The sequence below is a fragment of the Mesorhizobium sp. P2_F5 genome (assembly GCF_056403715.1).
Genome location: NZ_JBFUEY010000020.1, coordinates 171214 through 191266, shown reverse-complemented (window position 1 = coordinate 191266; position 20053 = coordinate 171214). Strand labels below are relative to the sequence as shown.

The window sequence follows — 20053 nt, the reverse complement described above, 5'->3', positions numbered from 1 at the left end:
CCGCGCCGGTCTCGACCAGCACTTCATGGCCATGCGCGACGTATTCGCGGACCGAGCCTGGCGTCAGGCCGACGCGGTATTCGTGGTTCTTGATTTCCTTGGGGCAACCGACGCGCATTGTTCTTCTCCTGATCCGGCCCTTGGGGCTCGTTCCCTGTATCAACTGAGTGAACCACGAATCGTTGCGCAGGTGTTTGCGAATGCGCTTGCGCGGGATCATGCGTTTCGATAATCGTTGCGTAAAATTGCAGGATTTTCGCAGGAATCACTAGAAATGCCGCTCGACAGGATCGATATCGCCATTCTCGAGACTTTGCAGAAGGATGGGCGGATACCCAATGCGGCGCTCGCCGAGAGGGTCGGCCTGTCGCAGTCGGCCTGTTCGCGCCGGCTCGACAATCTGGAGAAATCCGGCACCATCCGCGGCTATCACGCTCGGCTTTCGAATGCCGCGCTCGGCCACCAGATGACGGCGATCGTGCATATATCGCTGTCGGGACAATTCGAAAAGACGCTGTCCGACTTCGAGGCGGCAATCAAGCGCTGCCCCAATGTCTTGTCCTGCCACCTGATGTCGGGCGAATACGACTACATCCTGCGCATCGCCGCCAAGGACCTGGTCGACTATGAGCGCATCCACAAGGAGTGGCTGTCCGCGATGCCGCATGTGACCAAGATCAATTCGTCGTTTGCCTTGCGCGAGATCGTTGATCGCACGGCCATGGGCATGAAGCCGGAACTGGCTTAACGCCAAAGACATACACGGACGTCCCTCCCGATATAGCACGCGCCTTCGCGGCGAAGGTCTTCCCAGTTTTCATCACCGTGCGTTTCGCGAATGTCAGAGTTGCCATAGCCATCCCAGACATCACCGTCTTTGTATACGACTGCCCAGTAATCCTTGGACATTTCACCCGCGCCACTGTGGGTATCAGGATAGTCGATACCTGCAAAAACTTGCCGGGGCCCCTGGATGTTAAAATCGCCGCCCGTCTCGATTTGGTAGGAGCACTTTCCGGATATGCGGGTCTGACCGTCAACAACAAGCAGGCAGCGGCCCCATTTGTAATCACTCGGCAAACGATGCTTTGGTTGCGCAAGCGAGGGCGACAAGGAAAACGCAATTGCGAGGGCGGCCGCTATCGTTCGTCCGATCATCTTGTCATCCGTTGTGAAGCAGCCAATCCAAGATCGACTGGGCACTGTTGGATCCGCCCAGAGCGCCGTTTCGAACGATCCTCGAAGATCATATTATTTATCGACCAAGTCGGATTTTTGTCACATCACATCTGCGCTGCTATACGGCGGAGGCCTCGGTGACGAGCCGGTCCATCGGGATGTCGTGCGGCTGCGGATAGATGGTGGCGATGCGTTGCAACTCGTAGCCGACGCCGATGACCAAAGGCTTGAACGGCATAGCGGCCAGCGTCCGGTCGAAGAAGCCGCCACCATAGCCCAGCCGGTAATTGCGCGGATCGATGCCGACGATCGGCGAAATGACGATGTCGGGCAGCACCGGATCGCCCTCGGCGGGGATGGGGATGTTCCAGACGCCCTTTTCCAGCCGGTCGCCGGGGACGTAGGCACGGAAAACCAGCGGCTGGCCCTTCTCAATGACGACGGGCAGCGCGGTGCGGCCGCCGCGCTCGTTGATCGACGCCATCCATGGCCGCAGATCCGGCTCGCCGCGAAACGGCCAGTAGAGGCTGACCATGCGGCCGGCAATGTTGCCGATCACCGCGTCGAGACCTTTGGCGATGGCTTGCGACATTGTTGTCCGCGTATCGGCCGAAACCGCCAACCGCGCCGCGATCAGCTGTTCGCGCTCGGCCTTGCGCCAGCGCCTGACGTCGGTCCAGTCGGACAAAGGCGCCCGGAATTCCGGATCGAGCTCGTGCATGAAACACGGTGGCGAAGAGTATTGCGCCGGGCTGTCGCCATCTTTGGCGCCGTCATCGTCGTTGGCCATGCTTCACTCCCGTGGTTCCTATCCCCGCGAGGCTATACCCGTCTGAGCCTGCCGACATAGGCATTCGCGACATTGAGCGGCGAGTCCTGGGCAGCCTTGATGCATGGCAGTCTTGCGCCTCACGACATTGTTGCGGTGCACAAAAATTACTACATAAAAGCGGATAAACAGGGGTGAATGCGATGAGTGAAACCAGCCATCACGTCGTTGTCGTCGGTGCAGGATTCGGCGGTCTCGAACTCACCCGCGCACTGGCCGGCGCTCCGGTGCGCATCACCATGATCGACAAGCGCAACCACCACCTTTTCCAGCCACTGCTCTACCAGGTGGCAACTACATCGCTGGCGACCTCCGAGGTTGCCTGGCCGATCCGCCATCTGCTGCGCAAACGCAAGGACGTGACGACCCTCTTGGGCAACGTCACCGGCGTCGATCGGGCCGGTAAACGCGTGCTGCTCGAGGGTGGGAGTTCGATCGCGTACGACACACTGGTGCTCGCCACCGGCGCCCGCCACGCCTATTTCGGCCACGACGAGTGGGAGCCTTTTGCGCCCGGGCTGAAGACGCTTGAGGACGCCACTACTATCCGCCGCCGCATCCTGCTCGCCTTCGAGCAGGCCGAGCGCGAGACCGATCCGGCCACGCGCCAGGCTCTGCTGACGCTGGTCATCGTTGGCGGCGGCCCGACCGGGGTGGAGCTTGCCGGCACCATTGTCGAACTCGCGCATGAGACGCTGCGCGGCGAATTCCGCAACATCGACACGCGGCAGGCGCGTGTGGTGCTGGTCGAGGCCGGCGACCGCATCCTGGCCAATTTCGCGCCGGAACTCTCCGACTATGCCCGCAAGGCGCTGGAACGGCGGGGCGTCACGGTCGAGCTTGGCCGCGCCGTCACGCTGCTGGATGCGGAAGGCGTCGTCTTTGGCGATACCCATCTTCCCGCGCGGACGATCCTGTGGGCCGCCGGCGTTGCCGCTTCGCCCGCGGGAGAATGGCTGGGCGCGCCGGTCGACCGGGCGGGCAGGGTGATGGTCGAACCCGATCTGACCGTGCCGAACAGTCCCGAGATCTTCGTCATCGGCGACACTGCCCATGTGTTGCGGCCGGACGGCAAGCCGGTGCCCGGCGTGGCGCCCTCCGCCAAGCAAGAGGGCAAGCATGTCGCCGCGACGATCAAGGCGCGGCTGGCTGGCGATAACGGATCGCGTCCTTTCCGCTACAAACATGCCGGCGACCTTGCGACGATCGGCAAGTGGGCAGCCGCGATCGATTTCGGCTGGATCAAGCTCACCGGCTGGCTTGCCTGGTGGCTATGGGGCGTGGCGCACATCTATTTCCTGATCGGTTTCCGCAACCGGCTGTCGGTGTCACTTAGCTGGCTATGGATATATTTCACCGGCCAGCGCAGCGCTCGGCTGATCACCCAGGGCGATGACGACAAGGGCTGAGGTCCTTGCTCTCGGCCAGGGATATTCATCCAGCCGTCACCTTTTGCTGATCGACTGACTTGCTGATGGACATGGCCGGTCTTCGGCGCGAAGCTTCCTCCCGGGGCTGGGATTTGTCACGTCGCTGGGAAGGAAAACCAATGTCGTCTCTCCACCACCCCGTCTCCCGCCGCGGTTTCCTTGCCGGCGCGGCCGCCAGCGGGGCGCTGATCATGCTGCATCCATTCTCCGCCCACGCGCAGGCCAATCAAGCGCATCTGAGGATCATGGAGACGACGGACATCCATGTGAATGTCCTGCCCTACGATTACTACGCCGACAAAGCGAACGACACGATGGGCCTCAAGCCCTATGTCATCCTCGACAAGAAGATCAAGGACGGGTCAGGCGGCGAGCAACCGATCAAGATCGGTATCATCGGCTTCGTGCCGCCGCAGGTCATGATCTGGGACCTGAAGAATCTGGAAGGCAATGTCCGGACGCGCGACATCGTCGAGGCGGCCAAAGCCTGGGTGCCGCAGATCAAGGAGGAGGGCGCCGACATTGTTATCGCCCTCTCGCATTCCGGCATCGACGTCAAGCAGGGCGACGGCATGGAGAACGCCTCGTTCTTCGTTGCCGGTGTCGAGGGCATCGATGCGGTGTTCACCGGCCATCAGCATCTGGTCTTCCCCGGCAAGAAGGATTTTCAGGCACTTGATGGCGTCGACACCGAAAAGGGCACGCTGCAAGGCAAGCCGGCAGTGATGGGCGGTTTCTGGGGCTCGCATATGGGCCTGATCGACCTGCTTCTGGAACGCGACGGATCGAAATGGCGGGTCGTCTCGGCGGCCTCGGAGGCACGGCCGATCTACGAACGCGTCGACAAGGCGAACAAGCCGACCGTTGCGGACGACCAGCGCGTCGTCGATGCGCTGAAGGCGGACCATGAGGCAACGCTTGCCTATGTCCGCCGCCCGGTCGGCAAAACCTCGGCGCCGCTCTATTCCTATTTCGCGCTGGTCGCGGACGATCCGTCGGTGCAGATCGTCAATCAGGCGCAGAGCTGGTATCTCAAGGACATATTGAAGGCCACGCAATGGAAGGATGTGCCGCTGCTGTCGGCGGCAGCGCCCTTCAAGGCCGGCGGGCGTAACGGTGCCGACTACTACACCGACGTGCCGGTGGGCGACATCGCCATCAAGAACGTCGCCGACCTCTATCTCTATCCGAACACGGTGCGGGCGGTTGAAATCACCGGCGCGCAGGTGAAGGAATGGCTGGAAATGTCAGCCGGCATCTTCAAAAGGATCGAGGCCGGGAAGGCCGACCAGGCGCTGATCGACACCGAATTCCCGTCCTACAATTTCGATGTGATCGATGGCGTCAGCTACAAGATAGATCTATCGCAGCCGCCGAAATACGATGCCAAGGGTGGCGTCGCCAATGCCGGCTCCAGCCGCATCGTCGACCTCAGCTTCGATGGCAAGCCAATTGATCCGGCAGCGAAATTCGTCGTCGCCACCAACAATTACCGCGCCGGCGGTGGAGGCAATTTCCCTGACATCAATGCCTCGAAGATCATTTACGAGGCGCCGGACACCAACCGTGACGTAATCGTGCGCTATGTCGTCAGCGAAGGCACGATCAATCCCTCGGCCGACGACAACTGGTCGTTCACGCCGCTGCCCGGAACCAGCGCCGTATTCGAGACCGGTCCCAGGGCGAAGGATTTTATTTCAGGGGTGAAATCCCTCAAGATCGAGCCTGCCGGCGAGGGCGAAGCGGGATTTGCGAAATACCGCATCCTGCTGTGAGGGAAACGGGCGGGCAATGCCCGCTCAACCCAACTCTACGCCTTGTAGACCACCTGGCGCACGTCGATGTAGCTGGCTCTAAAGCCGGCTTCGCAATAGTGGAGGTAAAACTCCCAGAGCTTCTTGAAACGGTCATCGAAGCCGAGCGGGACGATCTTTTCCCACGACTGCCAGAAGCGGTTGCGCCATTCGGCAAGCGTGCGGGCATAGTCGTCCGGGAAGACGCGCTCGCGCAGATGGGCAAGGCCATGGTCGCTGCCCAGCGTCTTGAGGATCGACGGCGTCGGCAGCATGCCGCCCGGGAAGACGTAGCGCTGGATGAAATCTGGCCGCGCGCGATAGGTGTCGTAGGCGGCCTCGTTGATGGTGATGATTTGCAGGCCGGCGGTGCCGCCGGGTCTCAGGCAGGCCTTCATCTTGCCGAAGAACACCGGCCAGTATTTTTCACCGACCGCCTCGAACATCTCGATCGAGGCGATGCGGTCGTAAGTGCCTGTTTCGTCGCGGTAATCCTGCAGCTTGATATCGACCTTGTCAGACAGTCCGGCCTTGTGGATGCGCGCCTTGGCGAAGTCGTGCTGTTCGCGGCTGATGGTCAGGCCGGTGACGCGGCAACCGATCTCGCGCGCGGCAAATTCGGCAAAACCGCCCCAGCCGCAGCCGATCTCCAGCACATGGTCCTTCTTGCCGATGCCGGTGTCCTTGGCCAGAGCGCGATATTTGGCGGCCTGCGCGCTTTCCAGATCGTTGGCGCCGGTGGCATAGAGCGCCGACGAATAGGTCATGCTGGGATCGAGCCATTGCTTGTAGAATGCATTGCCGAGGTCGTAATGCGCCGAAATGTTGCGCTTCGAGCCGGTGCGGGTGTTTTCGTTGAACCAGTGGCGGATGCGCTGGACGGTGTTGATGAGCCAGCTGGCGCCGCCGGCGACGCGTTCGCCGATGGCCGAGTTGACGACGAACAGTTCGAGAAAGCTGGTCACATCGGGGCTTTCCCAATCGCCATCCATGTAGGATTCGGCAACGCCGATGGTGCCGCCGGAAAAGGCGCGGCCGGGCAGGCGCCAGTTCTTCAGCACCAGTTCGGCGTCAGGTCCGGGCGCATTGCCACCGACAAGAACGGCGCGGCCATCCGGCATCCTTACCTTGAGCGAGCCGCGCGGCAGTTTCATCGCCGCCGACAGCACCATGCGCGCCTTGGCCGGCAAGCCCTTGACGATCTCGGCGAAGTTGAACTCGTCCAGCCTGATGGCGTCGCCGATGCCCTTGTGTTCCCTAACAGCCATCTCACATCCCCCGGACTTCCGCGGGGACGGCGCAAGATCTGCCGGCCCCCACATCCTCCACATTTCATTCGTCAGGCGCGAATGCCGCTACCTGCGTGAATTTTCACCACAATCTTCCACCGCATCGACCAGAACTTCAAGAGGCAAGCTGTGTGCGCGGCTGGACCAAGGCGGCCGGCTAGAGGGCCAGAATTCGGGCGAGTATCGGCCGTCGGCGAAATCTCTATGGTTACGAACAGCCACATGCGTTAGTTTCAGCCATGCGTTACGTCGTCGTCATCATGGCCATCGCCTTTTTCCTGATCTGGGACGGCCTCTACAACAGTGGCCGCTATCTCGACACCACGGTCAGGGAAATGTCGCGTATCGTGCGCTACGTCACCGGCGGGGGCTAGTTTTTCGCGCCTCTGCGAAGTCGCCTTCCGGCGTTGCCGGGCGCGACATCGTGCCGGTTGACGCGACGGTTCCGCTCACACAAAACATGCCGGCAAATCGAATTTGGAGGCAGGCGTGATCCGGCATATCGTTTTCTTCAGCGCCAGGCGCAAGGACGATGTCGAGGCCGTGCGCACCGGCTTGCTCACCTTGGGCAAGATCCCGCATTCAAGCCTCTTCGAAGTGACGCTCAACACCAAGGTCGATCCGCTGTCGGACGCGATCGACGTGGTCGTCTATGCCGAGTTCGAAGACGATGCGGCGTTGGCCGCCTACAAGGCGCATCCGCTCTATGCGGAGACGACCAGCCGGGTCAAACCATTGCGCGAATTGCGGTATTCGGCCGATGTCGTGGCAATGGCCTGATCAGGCAGGGAAGAAACCTCGCCAGGTTTTCACAGGCGGAATTCGTAGGCCGTCAAACCGGTACGCGGCGCAAGATCAAGCACGCGGGGGATACCGTTGCGTCAGATTGGCTCCCGATTGGAGAAAATTGCAGGAAACGGCGACGGGATGGTATGCTGCATTATAGGCGCGCGGCGGCGCGATCTGGGCGCCATCGGCGGAAACGCTTGAACCGATATCCGGAATGATGCACACCGCGCCGGCATGACCAGCACAACCCATCCGCTCGACCATCTGGTGCTGCCCACGGCGAGCCTCGCCGTGGCGCGGGCGCGGCTGACATCGCTTGGCTTCGTCGTCGCGCCGACCGGCATTCATCCCTTCGGCACCGAAAATTGCTGTGTCTTCTTCGCCGACGGCACCTATCTCGAACCGCTCGCGGTCGGCGACAAGCAAGCAGCGAAGGAAGCGATTGCCGGCGGCAATGTCTTTGTCGCGCGCGATCGCCTCTATCGCGCAAGCCTGGGCGATGAGGGCTTTTCCGCGGTGGCGCTGGGCACCGGCAATGCCGACGCGGATCATGCGCGCTTTGTAAAAGCCGGCCTGTCGGCGGGCGACGTATTGAGCTTTTCGCGCGCCTTCACCGACGCTGCCGGGAAGAGCGACATGGCGTCGTTCAAACTAGCATTCGCTTCCAGCGTCGGATCGACGGACGCTTTTCTGTTTGCCGTCGAGCGGATCAATGCGCCTGATATCGATCGCAGGGCGCTGCAGGCCCATACCAATGGCGTGACCGGCATTGCCGAAATCGTTGCGGTCAGCGACGAGCCGTCCGAACAGGGCCGCCTGATCTCGACGGTGGCAGGCATGGAGCAGGAGGGCGGCGCGGTCTTCGACCTGCCCAATGCCGCCATAACCGTGCTCGAGCCCGCGGCTTTCATCGCGCGCTTCGGCTTTGCCGCCGGCGCGCCGACAGTGCTTCGCTTCGCTGCGATCGTCTTTTCGGTCCGCAGTGCCGATGCCGCCGCTACGCTGCTTGCAGATAACGGCATCCCGCACGATATAGCGGGCAACGAAATTGTCGTGCAGCCGGCATCCGGACAGGGCGCGGCTTTCATCTTCCGGGAGATTCCATGAGCAAGCCTTTGGCGCCCAATTCGGCGGTAACCGTCGGCAACGTCGTCTTCGACAACAACGCAGCCTTGGCACTGATCGCCGGCCCGTGCCAGTTCGAATCGCGCCAGCACGCGTTCGACATGGCCGGCGCGCTGAAGGAATTGACCGGCAGGCTCGGCATCGGCCTCGTCTACAAGACCAGTTACGATAAGGCGAACCGTACCTCGCTGTCGGCGACGCGCGGCGCCGGGATGGATGCGGCACTTCCGGTCTTCGACGAGTTGCGCAAGGAATTTTCGCTTCCCATTTTGACCGACGTTCACACCGAGGAGCAGTGCGCGATCGTCGCGCCGCATGTCGATGTGCTTCAGATTCCGGCCTTCCTGTCGCGCCAGACCGACATGCTGGTCGCGGCCGCCAAGACAGGCAAGGTGATCAACGTCAAGAAGGGGCAGTTCCTCGCGCCCTGGGACATGAAGAACGTGGTGGCCAAGATCACCGGGTCGGGCAACGCCAACGTGCTGACCACCGAGCGCGGCGCTTCCTTCGGCTACAACACGCTGGTGTCGGATATGCGCGCTCTGCCCGTGATGGCCGAGATCGGCGCGCCGGTGATTTTCGATGCCACCCATTCGGTGCAGCAGCCGGGCGGGCAGGGCGGTTCTTCCGGCGGCGAGCGCCGCTTTGTCGAGACGCTGGCGCGCGCTGCCGTTGCCGTCGGCGTCGCCGGTGTCTTCATCGAGACCCACCAGGATCCGGACAATTCGACCTCTTCCGACGGCCCCAACATGCTGCCGCTGAAGGACATGCCGGCCTTGTTGGAAAAGCTGATGGCGTTCGACCGCATCGCCAAGGGTCGCTAAAGCGGCCCCCCGACGGGCGCGATCCGCCAGCGCCCGGGACATCAGTTGTTCTGGCCTTATCGCCTCATGTCGATCGCGAAGACCGCGTAGTAGTCGACGCCCGGCATCGGCGCCGTGACGGTCAGTATCCAGCGCACGTTGCCGTGCTGGCGCTCGTAAACCGGCGGTCCGTTCGATGGCGGCGCATCGGCCGGAATTGCGAAGGCGAAAGGGATGCCCACGTTCGACTGCACCGAACCGCGCGGGACGACGAGCTTTTCCTCGAATTTGAGTTCTTCCTTGTAGGTCGATTTGTCCCCGGCGCTTGTATTCACTGTCGGTCCGCCGACGCGGTAAGTGCGGATGCATCGCAATTTGACGATGTAGTCGCCCGAAGGGGCCAGATCGCGGCTCGACCGCAGCAGACCCTGGAAGCGTCCGCCGGGTTTTGCCGGACCAGCCTCTAGCGTCGTTGCGCCGAACTTGCGCACGCGCAGCGTGTCGCGGATCGCCTTCGGCAACGAATAGAGGCCAATGACCGCGAACACGACCGGGACGAAGACGAGCGGATTGAATTCGCGGTCGGTGACATTGAAACTGAGCGGCAGTTCGAAATACCAGGGGATCAGGACCGCGATCAGCAGCATGGCGCCGGCAAAGAAATAGCCGCTGGACGCATTGGCCGCATTGGCGTCGACCACGGGTTCCGGCGGCTGCGCCGCTGCTGGCTGCTGACTGCGCCTTCGAGCCATTGCCGCCTCACCAAAGACCGGACGTTCTTTCAATGCCATGCCGGGCGGTGGCGTGACAATGCCCCTTGGGCGCCGACGCTTGTGGAAGGCATAAGCCGGCTGTAGGCTTCTTCTCGCAAATGAGCGTCTTGGCAGGAGGAAGCCATGTCTGTTGCCCGCGTCACCGAAATCACATCGTCGTCGAAGAAGAGCTTTCAGGACGCCATCGAGAAGGGAATTGGGCGCGCCTCAAAGACCCTGAAGAACGTCGAAGGCGCCTGGATCCAGGACCAGAAGATCGTCGTCGAGGACGGCAAGATCGCGGCCTATCGCGTCAACATGAAAGTGACTTTCATCCTCGCGGAGTGAGCGCCTGGCAACTCCTTGTTGGAGCATGATCTCCGGACAAAACGGTTCCCGTTTGTCCGAGAAAACCGGTTCCCACTTTTCGGGATTATGCTCTGAAAAAGTCGGGAACTTTAGCCCGTGCCCCTCATTGTCAAAGTACGATCAACGACAATGAGGAGCATCAGACATGACCACCCAGACAGGCCACACCGAAGCCATCGCCGCTTCGCGCGTCATCGGCACGTCGGTCTACAACACCGAAGGCAAGAGCATCGGCAGCATCCAGGACATTATGCTCGACAAGACGTCGAACGGCATCATGTTCGCTGTGATTGGCTTTGGCGGTTTTCTCGGCATTGGCGAGAAGTATCACGCCATTCCGTGGGCGAGCCTGGACTATGACGAGGACAGAGGCGGCTATGTCGTGCCGTTCTCCAAGGATCAGCTGAAAGCCGCGCCCGCCTATTCGATCAACGAACTGGCCGGCGCTGATGGCGAGACCGCGCGAGACGCGTCCTATGACTACTATAAGGTCACGCCTTACTGGCATTGACCTGCTGAACTGACGCCTGACGTGAAAAGGCCCCCGAACCGGGGGCCTTTTCACTGCAATACGACGGTTCCTATTCTGCGGCGTAAAGCGTCGACAACTGCGTTGCCGCCTTTGGCGGCTGCTGGGTGTCGCATGACGTCAGGAACGCCGCCGCGATCAGGAACAAACTCACGATACCGCTTAACTCTGACATGGCGAAACTCCTCCTGTTTCGCCCCGCGCAGCCGCAACCATAAACCAGAAACGGCCACGCCATGCATGAATTATGATGACAGAAATTTGCGCTTCGTGAATCGCTGACGCGGCACTATTTGCAAGCGCCCCAATTGCCTTTTGCGGCACTTTGGCTAAGAGGGGCGCGACGCTTAATCGATCAATCGGGGACATCGCAATGACCGCCATCATCGACATTATCGGGCGTGAAATCCTGGATAGCCGTGGAAATCCGACCGTCGAGGTCGATGTCGTTCTCGAAGACGGCTCGATGGGCCGCGCCGCGGTGCCGTCCGGCGCCTCGACCGGCGCCCATGAAGCGGTCGAACTGCGCGATGGCGGCGCCCGCTATCTCGGCAAGGGTGTGCTCAGGGCCGTCGAAGCCGTCAATGGCGAGCTGTTCGAGGCGATCGGCGGCATGGAAGCCGAAAACCAGATCCATATCGACCAGACCATGATCGAGCTCGACGGCACGCCCAACAAGAGCCGGCTCGGCGCCAACGCCATCCTCGGCGTGTCGCTGGCTGTTGCCAAGGCAGCGGCGGAAGCCGCCGGTCTGCCGCTCTACCGCTATGTCGGCGGCACCAAGGCGCATCTCCTGCCGGTGCCGATGATGAACATCATCAATGGCGGCGCTCATGCCGACAATCCGATCGACTTCCAGGAATTCATGATCCTGCCGGTCGGTGCGCCGACGCTGCGCGAAGGCGTGCGCTGGGGTTCGGAAATATTCCACACGCTGCGCAAGAAGCTCAAGGATGCCGGCCACAACACCAATGTCGGTGACGAGGGCGGTTTTGCCCCGAACCTGAAAAGCGCGCCGGTGGCGCTCGACTTCATCATGGAATCGATCGAAAAGGCCGGCTTCAAGCCGGGCGAAGAGATCGCGCTCGGCCTCGATTGCGCGGCGACCGAATTCTTCAAGGACGGCAATTACGTCTATGAAGGCGAGAAGAAGACCCGCGATCCCAAGGCGCAGGCCAAATACCTGGCCAAGCTTGCCGCCGACTATCCGATCATCTCCATCGAGGACGGCCTGGCCGAGGACGACTGGGAAGGCTGGAAGTATTTGACCGACCTCATCGGCAAGAAGACCCAGCTGGTCGGCGACGATCTGTTCGTCACCAACACGGCGCGGCTGCGCGACGGCATCCGCATGGGCGTCGCCAACTCGATCCTGGTCAAGGTCAACCAGATCGGCTCGTTGACCGAGACGCTTGACGCCGTCGAGACCGCACACAAGGCTGGCTACACCGCCGTCATGTCGCACCGTTCGGGCGAAACCGAGGATTCGACCATCGCCGATCTGGCGGTTGCCACCAATTGCGGGCAGATCAAGACCGGCTCGCTGTCGCGCTCCGACCGCATGGCCAAATACAACCAGCTTATCCGCATCGAGGAAGAGCTCGGCAAGCAGGCGCGCTATGCCGGCAAGTCGGTGGTGAAAGCTTAAGTTCAAGCCGAACTGGCGAAACGACGAAGGGCGGGATCTTCCCGCCCTTTTTCGTTGTGGCTGCTGGCTAATGCGCCTGTCCGTAACCGTCCATTAAGCACAATCGGGCGAGATAGAGAGGTCAGAGCATGATCCCGAAAAGTGGGAACCGGTTTTCGGAAAAGATCATGCTCCAACAAAAGTTGGATTGCGACCATGTGGACACGCCAGCACAAGCAGAGAAACACCGGCAGGCTGATCATCCCGTCGCTTTGCGTGGCGTTCCTCGCCTATTTCGGCTTCCATGCCTATCATGGCGAATTCGGCATCTATTCCAAATACCAGCTCGAAGCACAGACCGTCGAACTGCAGGCCAAGTACGATGCCATCAAGGCGCGCCGGGTCGATCTGGAGCGTCGTGTCCAGCTCATGCATGAGGGCACGCTTGAAAAGGATATGCTTGACGAGCAGGCGCGCAGAGCGCTCAATCTGTCCCAGGCTGATGAAATCACCATCATGCTGCCGGCGAATTCGAAATAACTGAATTTCAGTTAATCGCTGTTATCCCCAATGATTCTAAACGTTTAGACGCATGCCAGCCATGCATTTTTCTGCATGGCGAAACGCAGTCTCGCATGTTAGCTTCTTTTAAATCGGTGGGGAGGAGCTGATCCTCCCCAGAGCAGACTTGATTTGCTTTAGTGTCCGCAAAGAGACGCCAACAGGGAGTGATGCATGGCCACCGCCGCCAAAAAAGCGCCTGCCAAATCCGTCAAATCGACATCCGCCAAATCGACGGGGCTTTCCGCCCCCAAGCCAGCCGACTTCACCAAGGACGAGGAGCTTGCCGCCTACCGGCACATGCTGCTCATCCGCCGCTTCGAGGAAAAGGCCGGCCAGCTCTACGGCATGGGCTTCATCGGCGGCTTCTGCCATCTCTATATCGGCCAGGAAGCGGTCGTCACCGGCATGAAGATGGCGCTGATCCAGGGCGACCAGATGATCACTGCCTATCGCGATCACGGCCATATGCTGGCGATGGAGCTTTCCCCGCGCGGCGTCATGGCCGAGCTGACCGGACGCCGCGGCGGCTTGTCCCGGGGCAAGGGCGGCTCCATGCACATGTTCTCCAAGGAGAAGCATTTTTACGGCGGCCACGGCATTGTCGGCGCGCAGGTGTCGCTCGGCACCGGCCTCGCCTTCGCCAACCGCTACCGCGACAACAACAATGTGTCGCTGACCTATTTCGGTGACGGCGCGGCCAATCAGGGCCAGGTCTATGAAAGCTTCAACATGGCCTCGCTGTGGAAGCTGCCGGTGATCTACATCATCGAGAACAACCGCTACGCCATGGGCACTTCGGTGTCGCGCTCGTCGGCCGAAACCAATTTTTCGCACCGCGGCGCGTCGTTCAAGATTCCCGGCATCCAGGTCGACGGCATGGACGTGCGTGCGGTCAAGTCCGCCGGCGATCAGGCGACCGAATGGTGCCGTGCCGGCAATGGGCCGATTATCCTCGAAATGCAGACCTATCGCTATCGCGGTCACTCGATGTCCGATCCGGCGAAATACCGCTCCAAGGAAGAAGTGCAGAAGATGCGCTCGGACCACGACCCGATCGAACAGGTCAAGGCGCGGCTGATCGGCAAAAAGTGGGCCGATGAGGACGAGCTCAAGACTATCGACAAGGAGGTCCGCGACATCGTCGCCGACGCCGCCGAATTCGCCCAGCACGACGCCGAGCCGGATCCGTCCGAGCTCTGGACCGACATCGTATTGTAACGGGAGAGCAAGGACATGCCGATCGAAATTCTCATGCCCGCTCTCTCGCCGACCATGGAAGAGGGCAATCTTTCCAAGTGGTTGAAGAACGAGGGCGACAAGGTCGTCGCCGGTGACGTCATCGCCGAGATCGAGACCGACAAGGCGACGATGGAAGTCGAAGCCGTTGACGAAGGCACGATCGGCAAGATCGTGGTTCCCGCCGGCACCGAAGGCGTCAAGGTCAACGCGGTGATCGCCATTTTGCTGCAGGACGGCGAAAGCGCTGCCGATGCCGGCAAGGCTGCCGCGCCCGCCAAGGCCGAAGCGCCGGCAAAGGCGGAAGCTCCGGCTGCGGCCGAAGAGGCCGCTCCAGCCGCCAAGCCGGCTCCTGTTGCTGCCGCGCCGAAAACAGAAGTTGCCGCCGATCCCGACGTTCCGGCCGGCACCGAGATGGTTTCGACCACGGTGCGCGAAGCGCTGCGCGACGCCATGGCGGAAGAGATGCGCCGCGACGGCGATGTCTTCGTCATGGGCGAGGAGGTCGCTGAGTACCAGGGCGCCTACAAGATCACACAAGGGCTGCTGCAGGAATTCGGCCCTCGTCGCGTTGTCGACACGCCGATCACCGAACACGGCTTTGCCGGCGTCGGCGTCGGCGCTGCCATGGCGGGCCTGAGGCCGATCGTCGAGTTCATGACTTTCAACTTCGCCATGCAGGCGATCGACCAGATCATCAACTCCGCCGCCAAGACGCTCTATATGTCGGGTGGCCAGATGGGTGCGCCGATCGTGTTCCGTGGGCCTAATGGTGCCGCGGCCCGCGTCGGCGCCCAGCATTCGCAGTGCTACGCCGCCTGGTACAGCCACATCCCCGGCCTGAAGGTGGTGATGCCCTACACGGCTGCCGACGCCAAGGGCCTGCTCAAGGCGGCGATCCGCGATCCGAACCCGGTGATCTTCCTCGAGAACGAAATCCTCTACGGCCAGTCCTTCGATGTGCCGAAGCTCGATGATTTCGTGCTGCCGATCGGCAAGGCGCGCATCCACAAGCAGGGCAAGGACGTCACCATCGTGTCGTTCGGCATCGGTATGACCTACGCGATCAAGGCCGAAGCGGAGCTGCGCGGTATGGGCATCGATGCCGAGATCATCGATCTCAGGACCATCCGTCCGCTCGACCTCGACACCGTCATTGCCTCGGTCAAGAAGACCAATCGCCTGATCGTGGTGGAGGAGGGTTTCCCGCAAAGCTCGGTCGGCGACCATATCGCCAACCAGGTGTCGCAGCGCGCCTTCGATTTCCTCGACGCGCCGGTCATCACCATTGCCGGCAAGGACGTTCCGATGCCCTATGCGGCCAACCTCGAAAAGCTGGCCCTGCCCAATGTCGGGGAAGTCATCGAGGCGGTCAAAGCTGTGACGTATCGCTGAGCCCGGCGGGAGGACAAACAGATGCCAATCAACATCACCATGCCGGCACTCTCGCCCACGATGGAAGAGGGCAATCTTTCCAAGTGGCTCGTGAAAGAGGGCGACAAGGTTTCGCCGGGCGACGTGATCGCCGAGATCGAGACCGACAAGGCGACGATGGAAGTCGAAGCGGTCGATGAAGGCACGGTTGCCAAGCTGGTGGTTCCGGCCGGCACCGAAGGCGTCAAGGTCAATGCGCTGATCGCCATTCTGGCCGGCGAAGGCGAGGATGCCGGTGCCGCGGCAAAGGGCGGTGGCGATGCCGCGACCAAGGCCGAGGCCCCGAAAGCTGAGGCTCCCAAGGCTGAAGCGCCGAAGGCAGAAGCCGCTGCCGCAGCGCCTGCGCCGGCCAAGGTGGAAGCCGCTCCAGTTGCTAACGGCCACGCCGCGGGCGAGCGCACCTTTGCCTCGCCGCTGGCTCGTCGCATCGCCAAGGATGCCGGCGTCGATGTGTCCGCCGTGACCGGCACCGGCCCGCACGGCCGTGTCGTCAAGGCCGATGTCGAGGCGGCGATTGCCGGTGGTGGCGCCAAGGCGGCTCCTGCCGCGAAGGCCGCACCTGCCGGCGCTCCGGCGCCTGCGCCGGCTGCGGCACCCAAGGCAATGTCGGACGAGCAGGTGCTGAAGCTGTTTGCCGAAGGCTCCTACGAGCTCGTCCCGCACGACAATATGCGCAAGACCATCGCGCGGCGGCTTGTCGAGGCCAAGACCACCATCCCGCACTTCTACCTGACGCTCGATTGCGAGCTCGACGCGCTGCTTGCACTGCGCACGCAGTTGAATGCCGCCGCTCCGACGAAGAAGACCGACAAGGGCGAGGCGCCTGCCTACAAGCTGTCGGTCAATGACATGGTGATCAAGGCGATGGCGCTGGCGCTGATGGCGGTGCCGGATGCGAACGCGTCGTGGACCGACACCGCCATGGTCAAGCACAAGCATGCCGATGTCGGCGTTGCCGTGTCGATCCCCGGCGGCCTGATCACGCCGATCATCCGCCATGCCGACGAAAAGACGCTGTCCACCATCTCCAACGAGATGAAGGATCTGGCGAGCCGCGCGCGCAGCCGCAAGCTGAAGCCGGAGGAATATCAGGGCGGCACCACGGCGGTCTCCAATCTCGGCATGTTCGGCATCAAGGACTTTGCCGCCGTCATCAACCCGCCGCATGCGACGATCTTGGCGGTTGGTGCCGGCGAGCAGCGCCCCGTGGTCAAGAACGGCGAGATCAAGATCGCCAACGTCATGTCGGTGACGCTGTCGACCGATCACCGCGCCGTCGACGGTGCGCTCGGCGCCGAACTTCTGGTCGCTTTCAAGCGCATGATCGAAAACCCGATGGGCATGCTGGTCTAGGGAAGGACAAGGCGGTGCGGACATTCTTCACCTCCTTCATGGCCTTCTTCCTGTCTTTGCTTTTTGGCGCCATCGTTGCAGTGGGGCTGGCGATAAACGCAGATGCGCACGAGGAATACATTCTCGTGTTCATCGCGTGCGGGTTGGTCACCACTGTCGTGACGATGTTGTTTTTCATTGCACAGTTTTTCCCCAATCCCCTCAAGGCCATCAATTGGGTGGGGATCGGTACATTCGTGTTGTTCGTGCTGATCGGTTTCGGCTTGATCGGCTGGACTTTTTCCCAACCGCCCGAGGGACGCGATTGGGGAGGGAACCTGCCAATCATCGCGGGTTTGGTTCTGCCGAGCCTGGTTACGATTGCGGTGCATTGGCTGTTCGTACGCTGGCGGGTCATGCGCGGGCAGGCGGACTTTGGCAGAGGCGAGGCAAGCGCGTGAAGACAATTCTCTGCTATGGCGATTCCCTGACCTGGGGCTATGACGCGGCGAGCCTCGGGCGCCACGCTCTGGCAGACCGCTGGCCGAGCGTGCTCAAGGCGGCGCTGGACGACGACGGCATCGAGGTCATTGCCGAAGGCCTGAACGGCCGCACCACGGCCTTCGACGATCATCTGGCCGGCGCCGACCGCAATGGCGCCAGGCTTTTGCCGACAATCCTGACCACCCATGCGCCAATCGACCTGATCGTCATCATGCTCGGCGCCAACGACATGAAGCCGTGGATCCACGGCAATCCGGTCGCCGCCAAGCAAGGCATGCAGCGGCTGATCGACATCGTGCGCGGCCATGACTACCCGTTCGACTGGGCAGCGCCGCAGATCCTGATCGTGGCGCCGCCCGCGGTCAGCCGCACGGACAATGCCGAATTCAAGGAAATGTTTGCCGGCGGCGACGAGGCCTCGAAGCGGCTGGCGCCGCAATATTCGATCCTTGCCGACGAAGCAGGCTGCGGCTTTTTCGATGCCGGCACGGTGGCCACGACCACACCGCTCGACGGTGTCCATCTCGATGCGGAAAACACGCGCAATATAGGTGAGGCATTGGCGCCGCTGGTGCGCGTGATGCTGGAACTCTAGACAAAGACAACCAGGGAGAAACCCCGTGGCAGAATCCTACGACGTCATCATCATCGGCTCCGGCCCGGGCGGCTATGTCACGGCGGTGCGTTCTGCCCAGCTCGGCTTCAAGACGGCGATTGTCGAGCGCGAGCATCTCGGCGGCATCTGCCTCAACTGGGGCTGCATCCCGACCAAGGCGCTGCTGCGCTCGGCCGAGATCATGCATTATTCCGATCATCTCAAGGACTACGGGCTCAAGCTCGAAGGCGGTAAGGTCAGCGCCGATACGGCTGCCGTGGTCGACCGCTCGCGCAAGGTTTCGCTGCGGCTGAATGGCGGTGTTGCCTTCCTGATGAAGAAGAACAAGGTCGACGTCATCTGGGGCGAGGCCAAGCTCTCCAAGCCCGGTGAGATCGTTGTCTCCAAGACCGCCAAGAAGCCGATGGAGCCGCAGCCGCCAGTGCCGAATGGCGTCAAGGGCGAGGGCGCCTACACCGCCAAGCACATCATTCTCGCCACCGGCGCCCGGCCGCGCGCGCTGCCCGGCATCGAACCGGACGGCAAGCTGATCTGGACTTATTTCGAGGCGATGGTGCCGAAGGAGATGCCGAAATCCTTGCTGGTGATGGGCTCCGGCGCCATCGGCATCGAGTTCGCCTCCTTCTACCGCACCATGGGCGCCGAAGTGACCGTGGTCGAACTGCTGTCGGCGGTGATGCCGGTCGAGGATGCCGAGGTCTCGAAATTCGCGCAGAAGCAGTTCGAGAAGCAAGGCATGAAGATCATCCTCGAGGCCAAGGTGACCAAGGTCGAGAAGGGTGCCAACTCCGTCACCGCGCATATCGAGATGAAGGACGGCAAGGTCGAGAAGATAACTGCCGACCGCATGATCTCGGCCGTCGGCGTGCAGGGCAACATCGAGAATCTCGGCCTTGAGACGCTCGGCGTGAAGACGGATCGTGGCTGCGTCGTCGTCGACGGCTACGGCAAGACCAATGTGCCCGGCATCTACGCCATTGGCGATGTCGCGGGGCCACCGATGCTTGCCCATAAGGCCGAGCATGAAGGCGTGGTGTGCATCGAGAAGATCGCCAATTTCCCCGGCGTGCATGCGACCGACAAGCTGAAGATTCCGGGCTGCACCTACTGCAACCCGCAGGTCGCTTCGGTCGGGCTGACCGAAGCCAAGGCGAAAGCCGAGGGCAAGGACATCCGCGTTGGCCGCTTCCAGTTCGGCGCCAACGGCAAGGCGATCGCGCTTGGCGAGGACCAGGGTTTCATCAAGACCATCTTCGACAAGAAGACCGGACAGTTGCTCGGCGCCCATATGGTCGGTGCCGAGGTGACCGAACTGATCCAGGGCTTTGTCGTGGCGATGAACCTCGAGACCACCGAGGAAGAGCTGATGCACACCATCTTCCCGCATCCGACGCTGTCGGAGATGATGAAGGAAAGCGTGCTCGACGCCTATGGGCGCGCGCTCAACGCATGATAAATTGGTGCCGCGAGACTCAGACGCATGCGCCGGAGGAACCTTACGGCAAGGCAGTTCGTTTCCGGGTGCATTTTCACCTGACACTGGAGGAGTTGGCATATGGACGTGAATGGCGTGGGCTGGATTGCAGCCATCATCATCGGCGGCTTGGCCGGATGGCTGGCCGAGATGGTCATGAAGAGCAACACCGGCATCTTGATGAACATCATTATGGGCATTGTCGGCGCGGTGGTGCTGAACGCAATTCTCAGAGCCCTCAACATCGAGCCCTTCGGCGTCGGCTGGCTCGCCTACCTGATCACCGGCTTCATCGGCGCCTGTCTGCTCATCTTCGCCGGGCGGCTCATTCGCCGCTAGAGCCCCGCTATGCGAAAAAGGCTGTGGCGGCATGCGCTGC

Annotated in this window: 24 protein-coding genes (1 of these 24 cut by a window edge); 18 read left to right on the top strand and 6 right to left on the bottom strand. The window is 61.7% G+C overall.

Annotated elements, in window-relative coordinates:
• A protein-coding gene (gene ald, locus AC1DYO_RS24895) for an alanine dehydrogenase (protein ID WP_477267098.1) crosses the window boundary here: on the bottom strand, window positions 1-118 show its 5' portion. 1007 nt of this gene lie to the left of the window's left edge; only the first 118 of its 1125 coding nucleotides appear in the window; its start codon is at window positions 116-118; the stop codon falls past the left edge of the window.
• Window positions 119-274: 156 nt separating this feature from the next.
• Between ald and AC1DYO_RS24890 the strand changes: the two genes are divergently transcribed.
• Window positions 275-748, top strand: coding sequence for an Lrp/AsnC family transcriptional regulator (locus AC1DYO_RS24890; RefSeq protein ID WP_112395099.1), 474 nt, complete (start codon window positions 275-277; stop codon window positions 746-748).
• Here the strand turns inward: AC1DYO_RS24890 and AC1DYO_RS24885 are convergent.
• Window positions 745-1158, bottom strand: coding sequence for a hypothetical protein (locus tag AC1DYO_RS24885; RefSeq protein WP_477267097.1), 414 nt, complete (start codon window positions 1156-1158; stop codon window positions 745-747). The two genes, AC1DYO_RS24890 and AC1DYO_RS24885, sit on opposite strands and share 4 nt — an antisense overlap.
• 139 nt (window positions 1159-1297) lie before the next feature.
• Window positions 1298-1900, bottom strand: a complete 603-nt coding sequence (locus tag AC1DYO_RS24880; RefSeq protein WP_477267135.1) for a 5-formyltetrahydrofolate cyclo-ligase — start codon at window positions 1898-1900, stop codon at window positions 1298-1300.
• A 251-nt stretch (window positions 1901-2151) separates the two neighbouring features.
• On the opposite strand from AC1DYO_RS24880, the gene AC1DYO_RS24875 reads away from it, so the two are divergent.
• Both AC1DYO_RS24875 and AC1DYO_RS24870 read left to right on the top strand, forming a co-directional pair.
• On the top strand, window positions 2152-3417 hold the full coding sequence (locus AC1DYO_RS24875; protein ID WP_477267096.1) for an NAD(P)/FAD-dependent oxidoreductase: 1266 nt from the start codon (window positions 2152-2154) through the stop codon (window positions 3415-3417).
• Between the two features lie 140 nt (window positions 3418-3557).
• Complete coding sequence (locus tag AC1DYO_RS24870; protein WP_477267095.1) at window positions 3558-5213, top strand: bifunctional 2',3'-cyclic-nucleotide 2'-phosphodiesterase/3'-nucleotidase; 1656 nt, start codon at window positions 3558-3560, stop codon at window positions 5211-5213.
• A gap of 35 nt (window positions 5214-5248) precedes the next feature.
• On the opposite strand, the gene AC1DYO_RS24865 is transcribed toward AC1DYO_RS24870, so the two are convergent.
• A complete protein-coding gene (locus tag AC1DYO_RS24865) occupies window positions 5249-6499 on the bottom strand; it encodes a class I SAM-dependent methyltransferase (protein ID WP_477267094.1) in 1251 nt (416 codons plus the stop codon).
• Between the two features lie 260 nt (window positions 6500-6759).
• Here AC1DYO_RS24865 and AC1DYO_RS24860 point away from each other — a divergent pair, with 260 nt between their 5' ends.
• From AC1DYO_RS24860 to kdsA, 4 genes are all read left to right on the top strand, one after another.
• Entirely contained in the window at window positions 6760-6894 is a 135-nt protein-coding gene (locus AC1DYO_RS24860; protein ID WP_477267093.1) for a hypothetical protein, read from the top strand.
• 115 nt (window positions 6895-7009) lie between these two features.
• The gene (locus tag AC1DYO_RS24855; RefSeq protein WP_454575180.1) at window positions 7010-7300 is read left to right on the top strand and encodes a Dabb family protein; all 291 of its coding nucleotides are present in this window, start codon (window positions 7010-7012) and stop codon (window positions 7298-7300) included.
• 243 nt (window positions 7301-7543) lie between these two features.
• Window positions 7544-8416, top strand: a complete 873-nt coding sequence (locus AC1DYO_RS24850; RefSeq protein ID WP_477267092.1) for a VOC family protein — start codon at window positions 7544-7546, stop codon at window positions 8414-8416.
• The gene (kdsA, locus tag AC1DYO_RS24845) at window positions 8413-9258 is read left to right on the top strand and encodes a 3-deoxy-8-phosphooctulonate synthase (RefSeq protein ID WP_477267091.1); all 846 of its coding nucleotides are present in this window, start codon (window positions 8413-8415) and stop codon (window positions 9256-9258) included. Before AC1DYO_RS24850 ends, kdsA begins: the two co-directional genes overlap by 4 nt.
• A gap of 56 nt (window positions 9259-9314) precedes the next feature.
• Here the strand turns inward: kdsA and AC1DYO_RS24840 are convergent, their stop codons facing one another.
• A complete protein-coding gene (locus AC1DYO_RS24840) occupies window positions 9315-9989 on the bottom strand; it encodes a vacuolar protein sorting-associated family 26 protein (protein WP_477267090.1) in 675 nt (224 codons plus the stop codon).
• Between the two features lie 144 nt (window positions 9990-10133).
• Between AC1DYO_RS24840 and AC1DYO_RS24835 the strand changes: the two genes are divergently transcribed.
• Together AC1DYO_RS24835 and AC1DYO_RS24830 are read left to right on the top strand one after the other, a co-directional pair.
• Entirely contained in the window at window positions 10134-10337 is a 204-nt protein-coding gene (locus tag AC1DYO_RS24835; RefSeq protein WP_112395110.1) for a dodecin family protein, read from the top strand.
• 166 nt (window positions 10338-10503) lie between these two features.
• The gene (locus AC1DYO_RS24830; protein WP_477267089.1) at window positions 10504-10869 is read left to right on the top strand and encodes a PRC-barrel domain-containing protein; all 366 of its coding nucleotides are present in this window, start codon (window positions 10504-10506) and stop codon (window positions 10867-10869) included.
• 70 nt (window positions 10870-10939) lie between these two features.
• Here the strand turns inward: AC1DYO_RS24830 and AC1DYO_RS24825 are convergent, their stop codons facing one another.
• Window positions 10940-11062, bottom strand: a complete 123-nt coding sequence (locus AC1DYO_RS24825) for a hypothetical protein (RefSeq protein WP_023688444.1) — start codon at window positions 11060-11062, stop codon at window positions 10940-10942.
• A 198-nt stretch (window positions 11063-11260) separates the two neighbouring features.
• On the opposite strand from AC1DYO_RS24825, the gene eno reads away from it, so the two are divergent.
• The 9 genes from eno (at window position 11261) to AC1DYO_RS24780 (ending at window position 20013) form a co-directional block, all read left to right on the top strand.
• Entirely contained in the window at window positions 11261-12535 is a 1275-nt protein-coding gene (gene eno / locus AC1DYO_RS24820) for a phosphopyruvate hydratase (RefSeq protein WP_477267088.1), read from the top strand.
• A gap of 195 nt (window positions 12536-12730) precedes the next feature.
• Window positions 12731-13054 carry an FtsB family cell division protein gene (locus tag AC1DYO_RS24815; protein ID WP_352558862.1) on the top strand — a complete coding sequence of 108 codons (324 nt, stop codon included), beginning with the start codon at window positions 12731-12733 and terminating at the stop codon, window positions 13052-13054.
• A gap of 195 nt (window positions 13055-13249) precedes the next feature.
• A complete protein-coding gene (gene pdhA / locus AC1DYO_RS24810; RefSeq protein WP_477267087.1) occupies window positions 13250-14296 on the top strand; it encodes a pyruvate dehydrogenase (acetyl-transferring) E1 component subunit alpha in 1047 nt (348 codons plus the stop codon).
• Window positions 14297-14311: 15 nt separating this feature from the next.
• On the top strand, window positions 14312-15709 hold the full coding sequence (locus tag AC1DYO_RS24805; protein WP_477267086.1) for a pyruvate dehydrogenase complex E1 component subunit beta: 1398 nt from the start codon (window positions 14312-14314) through the stop codon (window positions 15707-15709).
• Between the two features lie 21 nt (window positions 15710-15730).
• Window positions 15731-17101: a pyruvate dehydrogenase complex dihydrolipoamide acetyltransferase gene (locus AC1DYO_RS24800; RefSeq protein WP_477267085.1), complete on the top strand. Its 1371-nt coding sequence runs from the start codon at window positions 15731-15733 to the stop codon at window positions 17099-17101.
• Window positions 17102-17115: 14 nt separating this feature from the next.
• Entirely contained in the window at window positions 17116-17541 is a 426-nt protein-coding gene (locus tag AC1DYO_RS24795) for a hypothetical protein (RefSeq protein ID WP_477267084.1), read from the top strand.
• Window positions 17538-18179, top strand: coding sequence for an SGNH/GDSL hydrolase family protein (locus tag AC1DYO_RS24790; RefSeq protein WP_477267083.1), 642 nt, complete (start codon window positions 17538-17540; stop codon window positions 18177-18179). The genes AC1DYO_RS24795 and AC1DYO_RS24790 overlap by 4 nt, the downstream gene beginning before the upstream one ends.
• Before the next feature lie 25 nt (window positions 18180-18204).
• Window positions 18205-19653: a dihydrolipoyl dehydrogenase gene (lpdA, locus tag AC1DYO_RS24785; protein WP_477267082.1), complete on the top strand. Its 1449-nt coding sequence runs from the start codon at window positions 18205-18207 to the stop codon at window positions 19651-19653.
• A 102-nt stretch (window positions 19654-19755) separates the two neighbouring features.
• Window positions 19756-20013, top strand: a complete 258-nt coding sequence (locus tag AC1DYO_RS24780; protein ID WP_181056890.1) for a GlsB/YeaQ/YmgE family stress response membrane protein — start codon at window positions 19756-19758, stop codon at window positions 20011-20013.
• Window positions 20014-20053 lie beyond the last annotated feature (40 nt).

Coding starts and splice junctions, on each gene's coding strand:
- AC1DYO_RS24835 (WP_112395110.1), top strand. CDS start 10,134: ATGTCTGTTGCCCGCGTCACCGAAATCACATCGTCGTCGAAGAAGAGC.
- AC1DYO_RS24830 (WP_477267089.1), top strand. CDS start 10,504: ATGACCACCCAGACAGGCCACACCGAAGCCATCGCCGCTTCGCGCGTC.
- AC1DYO_RS24875 (WP_477267096.1), top strand. CDS start 2,152: ATGAGTGAAACCAGCCATCACGTCGTTGTCGTCGGTGCAGGATTCGGC.
- AC1DYO_RS24780 (WP_181056890.1), top strand. CDS start 19,756: ATGGACGTGAATGGCGTGGGCTGGATTGCAGCCATCATCATCGGCGGC.
- AC1DYO_RS24890 (WP_112395099.1), top strand. CDS start 275: ATGCCGCTCGACAGGATCGATATCGCCATTCTCGAGACTTTGCAGAAG.
- AC1DYO_RS24865 (WP_477267094.1), bottom strand. CDS start 6,499: ATGGCTGTTAGGGAACACAAGGGCATCGGCGACGCCATCAGGCTGGAC.
- AC1DYO_RS24840 (WP_477267090.1), bottom strand. CDS start 9,989: ATGGCTCGAAGGCGCAGTCAGCAGCCAGCAGCGGCGCAGCCGCCGGAA.
- AC1DYO_RS24850 (WP_477267092.1), top strand. CDS start 7,544: ATGACCAGCACAACCCATCCGCTCGACCATCTGGTGCTGCCCACGGCG.
- AC1DYO_RS24800 (WP_477267085.1), top strand. CDS start 15,731: ATGCCAATCAACATCACCATGCCGGCACTCTCGCCCACGATGGAAGAG.
- AC1DYO_RS24870 (WP_477267095.1), top strand. CDS start 3,558: ATGTCGTCTCTCCACCACCCCGTCTCCCGCCGCGGTTTCCTTGCCGGC.
- AC1DYO_RS24880 (WP_477267135.1), bottom strand. CDS start 1,900: ATGCACGAGCTCGATCCGGAATTCCGGGCGCCTTTGTCCGACTGGACC.
- AC1DYO_RS24860 (WP_477267093.1), top strand. CDS start 6,760: ATGCGTTACGTCGTCGTCATCATGGCCATCGCCTTTTTCCTGATCTGG.
- eno (WP_477267088.1), top strand. CDS start 11,261: ATGACCGCCATCATCGACATTATCGGGCGTGAAATCCTGGATAGCCGT.
- AC1DYO_RS24885 (WP_477267097.1), bottom strand. CDS start 1,158: ATGATCGGACGAACGATAGCGGCCGCCCTCGCAATTGCGTTTTCCTTG.
- pdhA (WP_477267087.1), top strand. CDS start 13,250: ATGGCCACCGCCGCCAAAAAAGCGCCTGCCAAATCCGTCAAATCGACA.
- AC1DYO_RS24815 (WP_352558862.1), top strand. CDS start 12,731: ATGTGGACACGCCAGCACAAGCAGAGAAACACCGGCAGGCTGATCATC.
- AC1DYO_RS24825 (WP_023688444.1), bottom strand. CDS start 11,062: ATGTCAGAGTTAAGCGGTATCGTGAGTTTGTTCCTGATCGCGGCGGCG.
- kdsA (WP_477267091.1), top strand. CDS start 8,413: ATGAGCAAGCCTTTGGCGCCCAATTCGGCGGTAACCGTCGGCAACGTC.
- AC1DYO_RS24805 (WP_477267086.1), top strand. CDS start 14,312: ATGCCGATCGAAATTCTCATGCCCGCTCTCTCGCCGACCATGGAAGAG.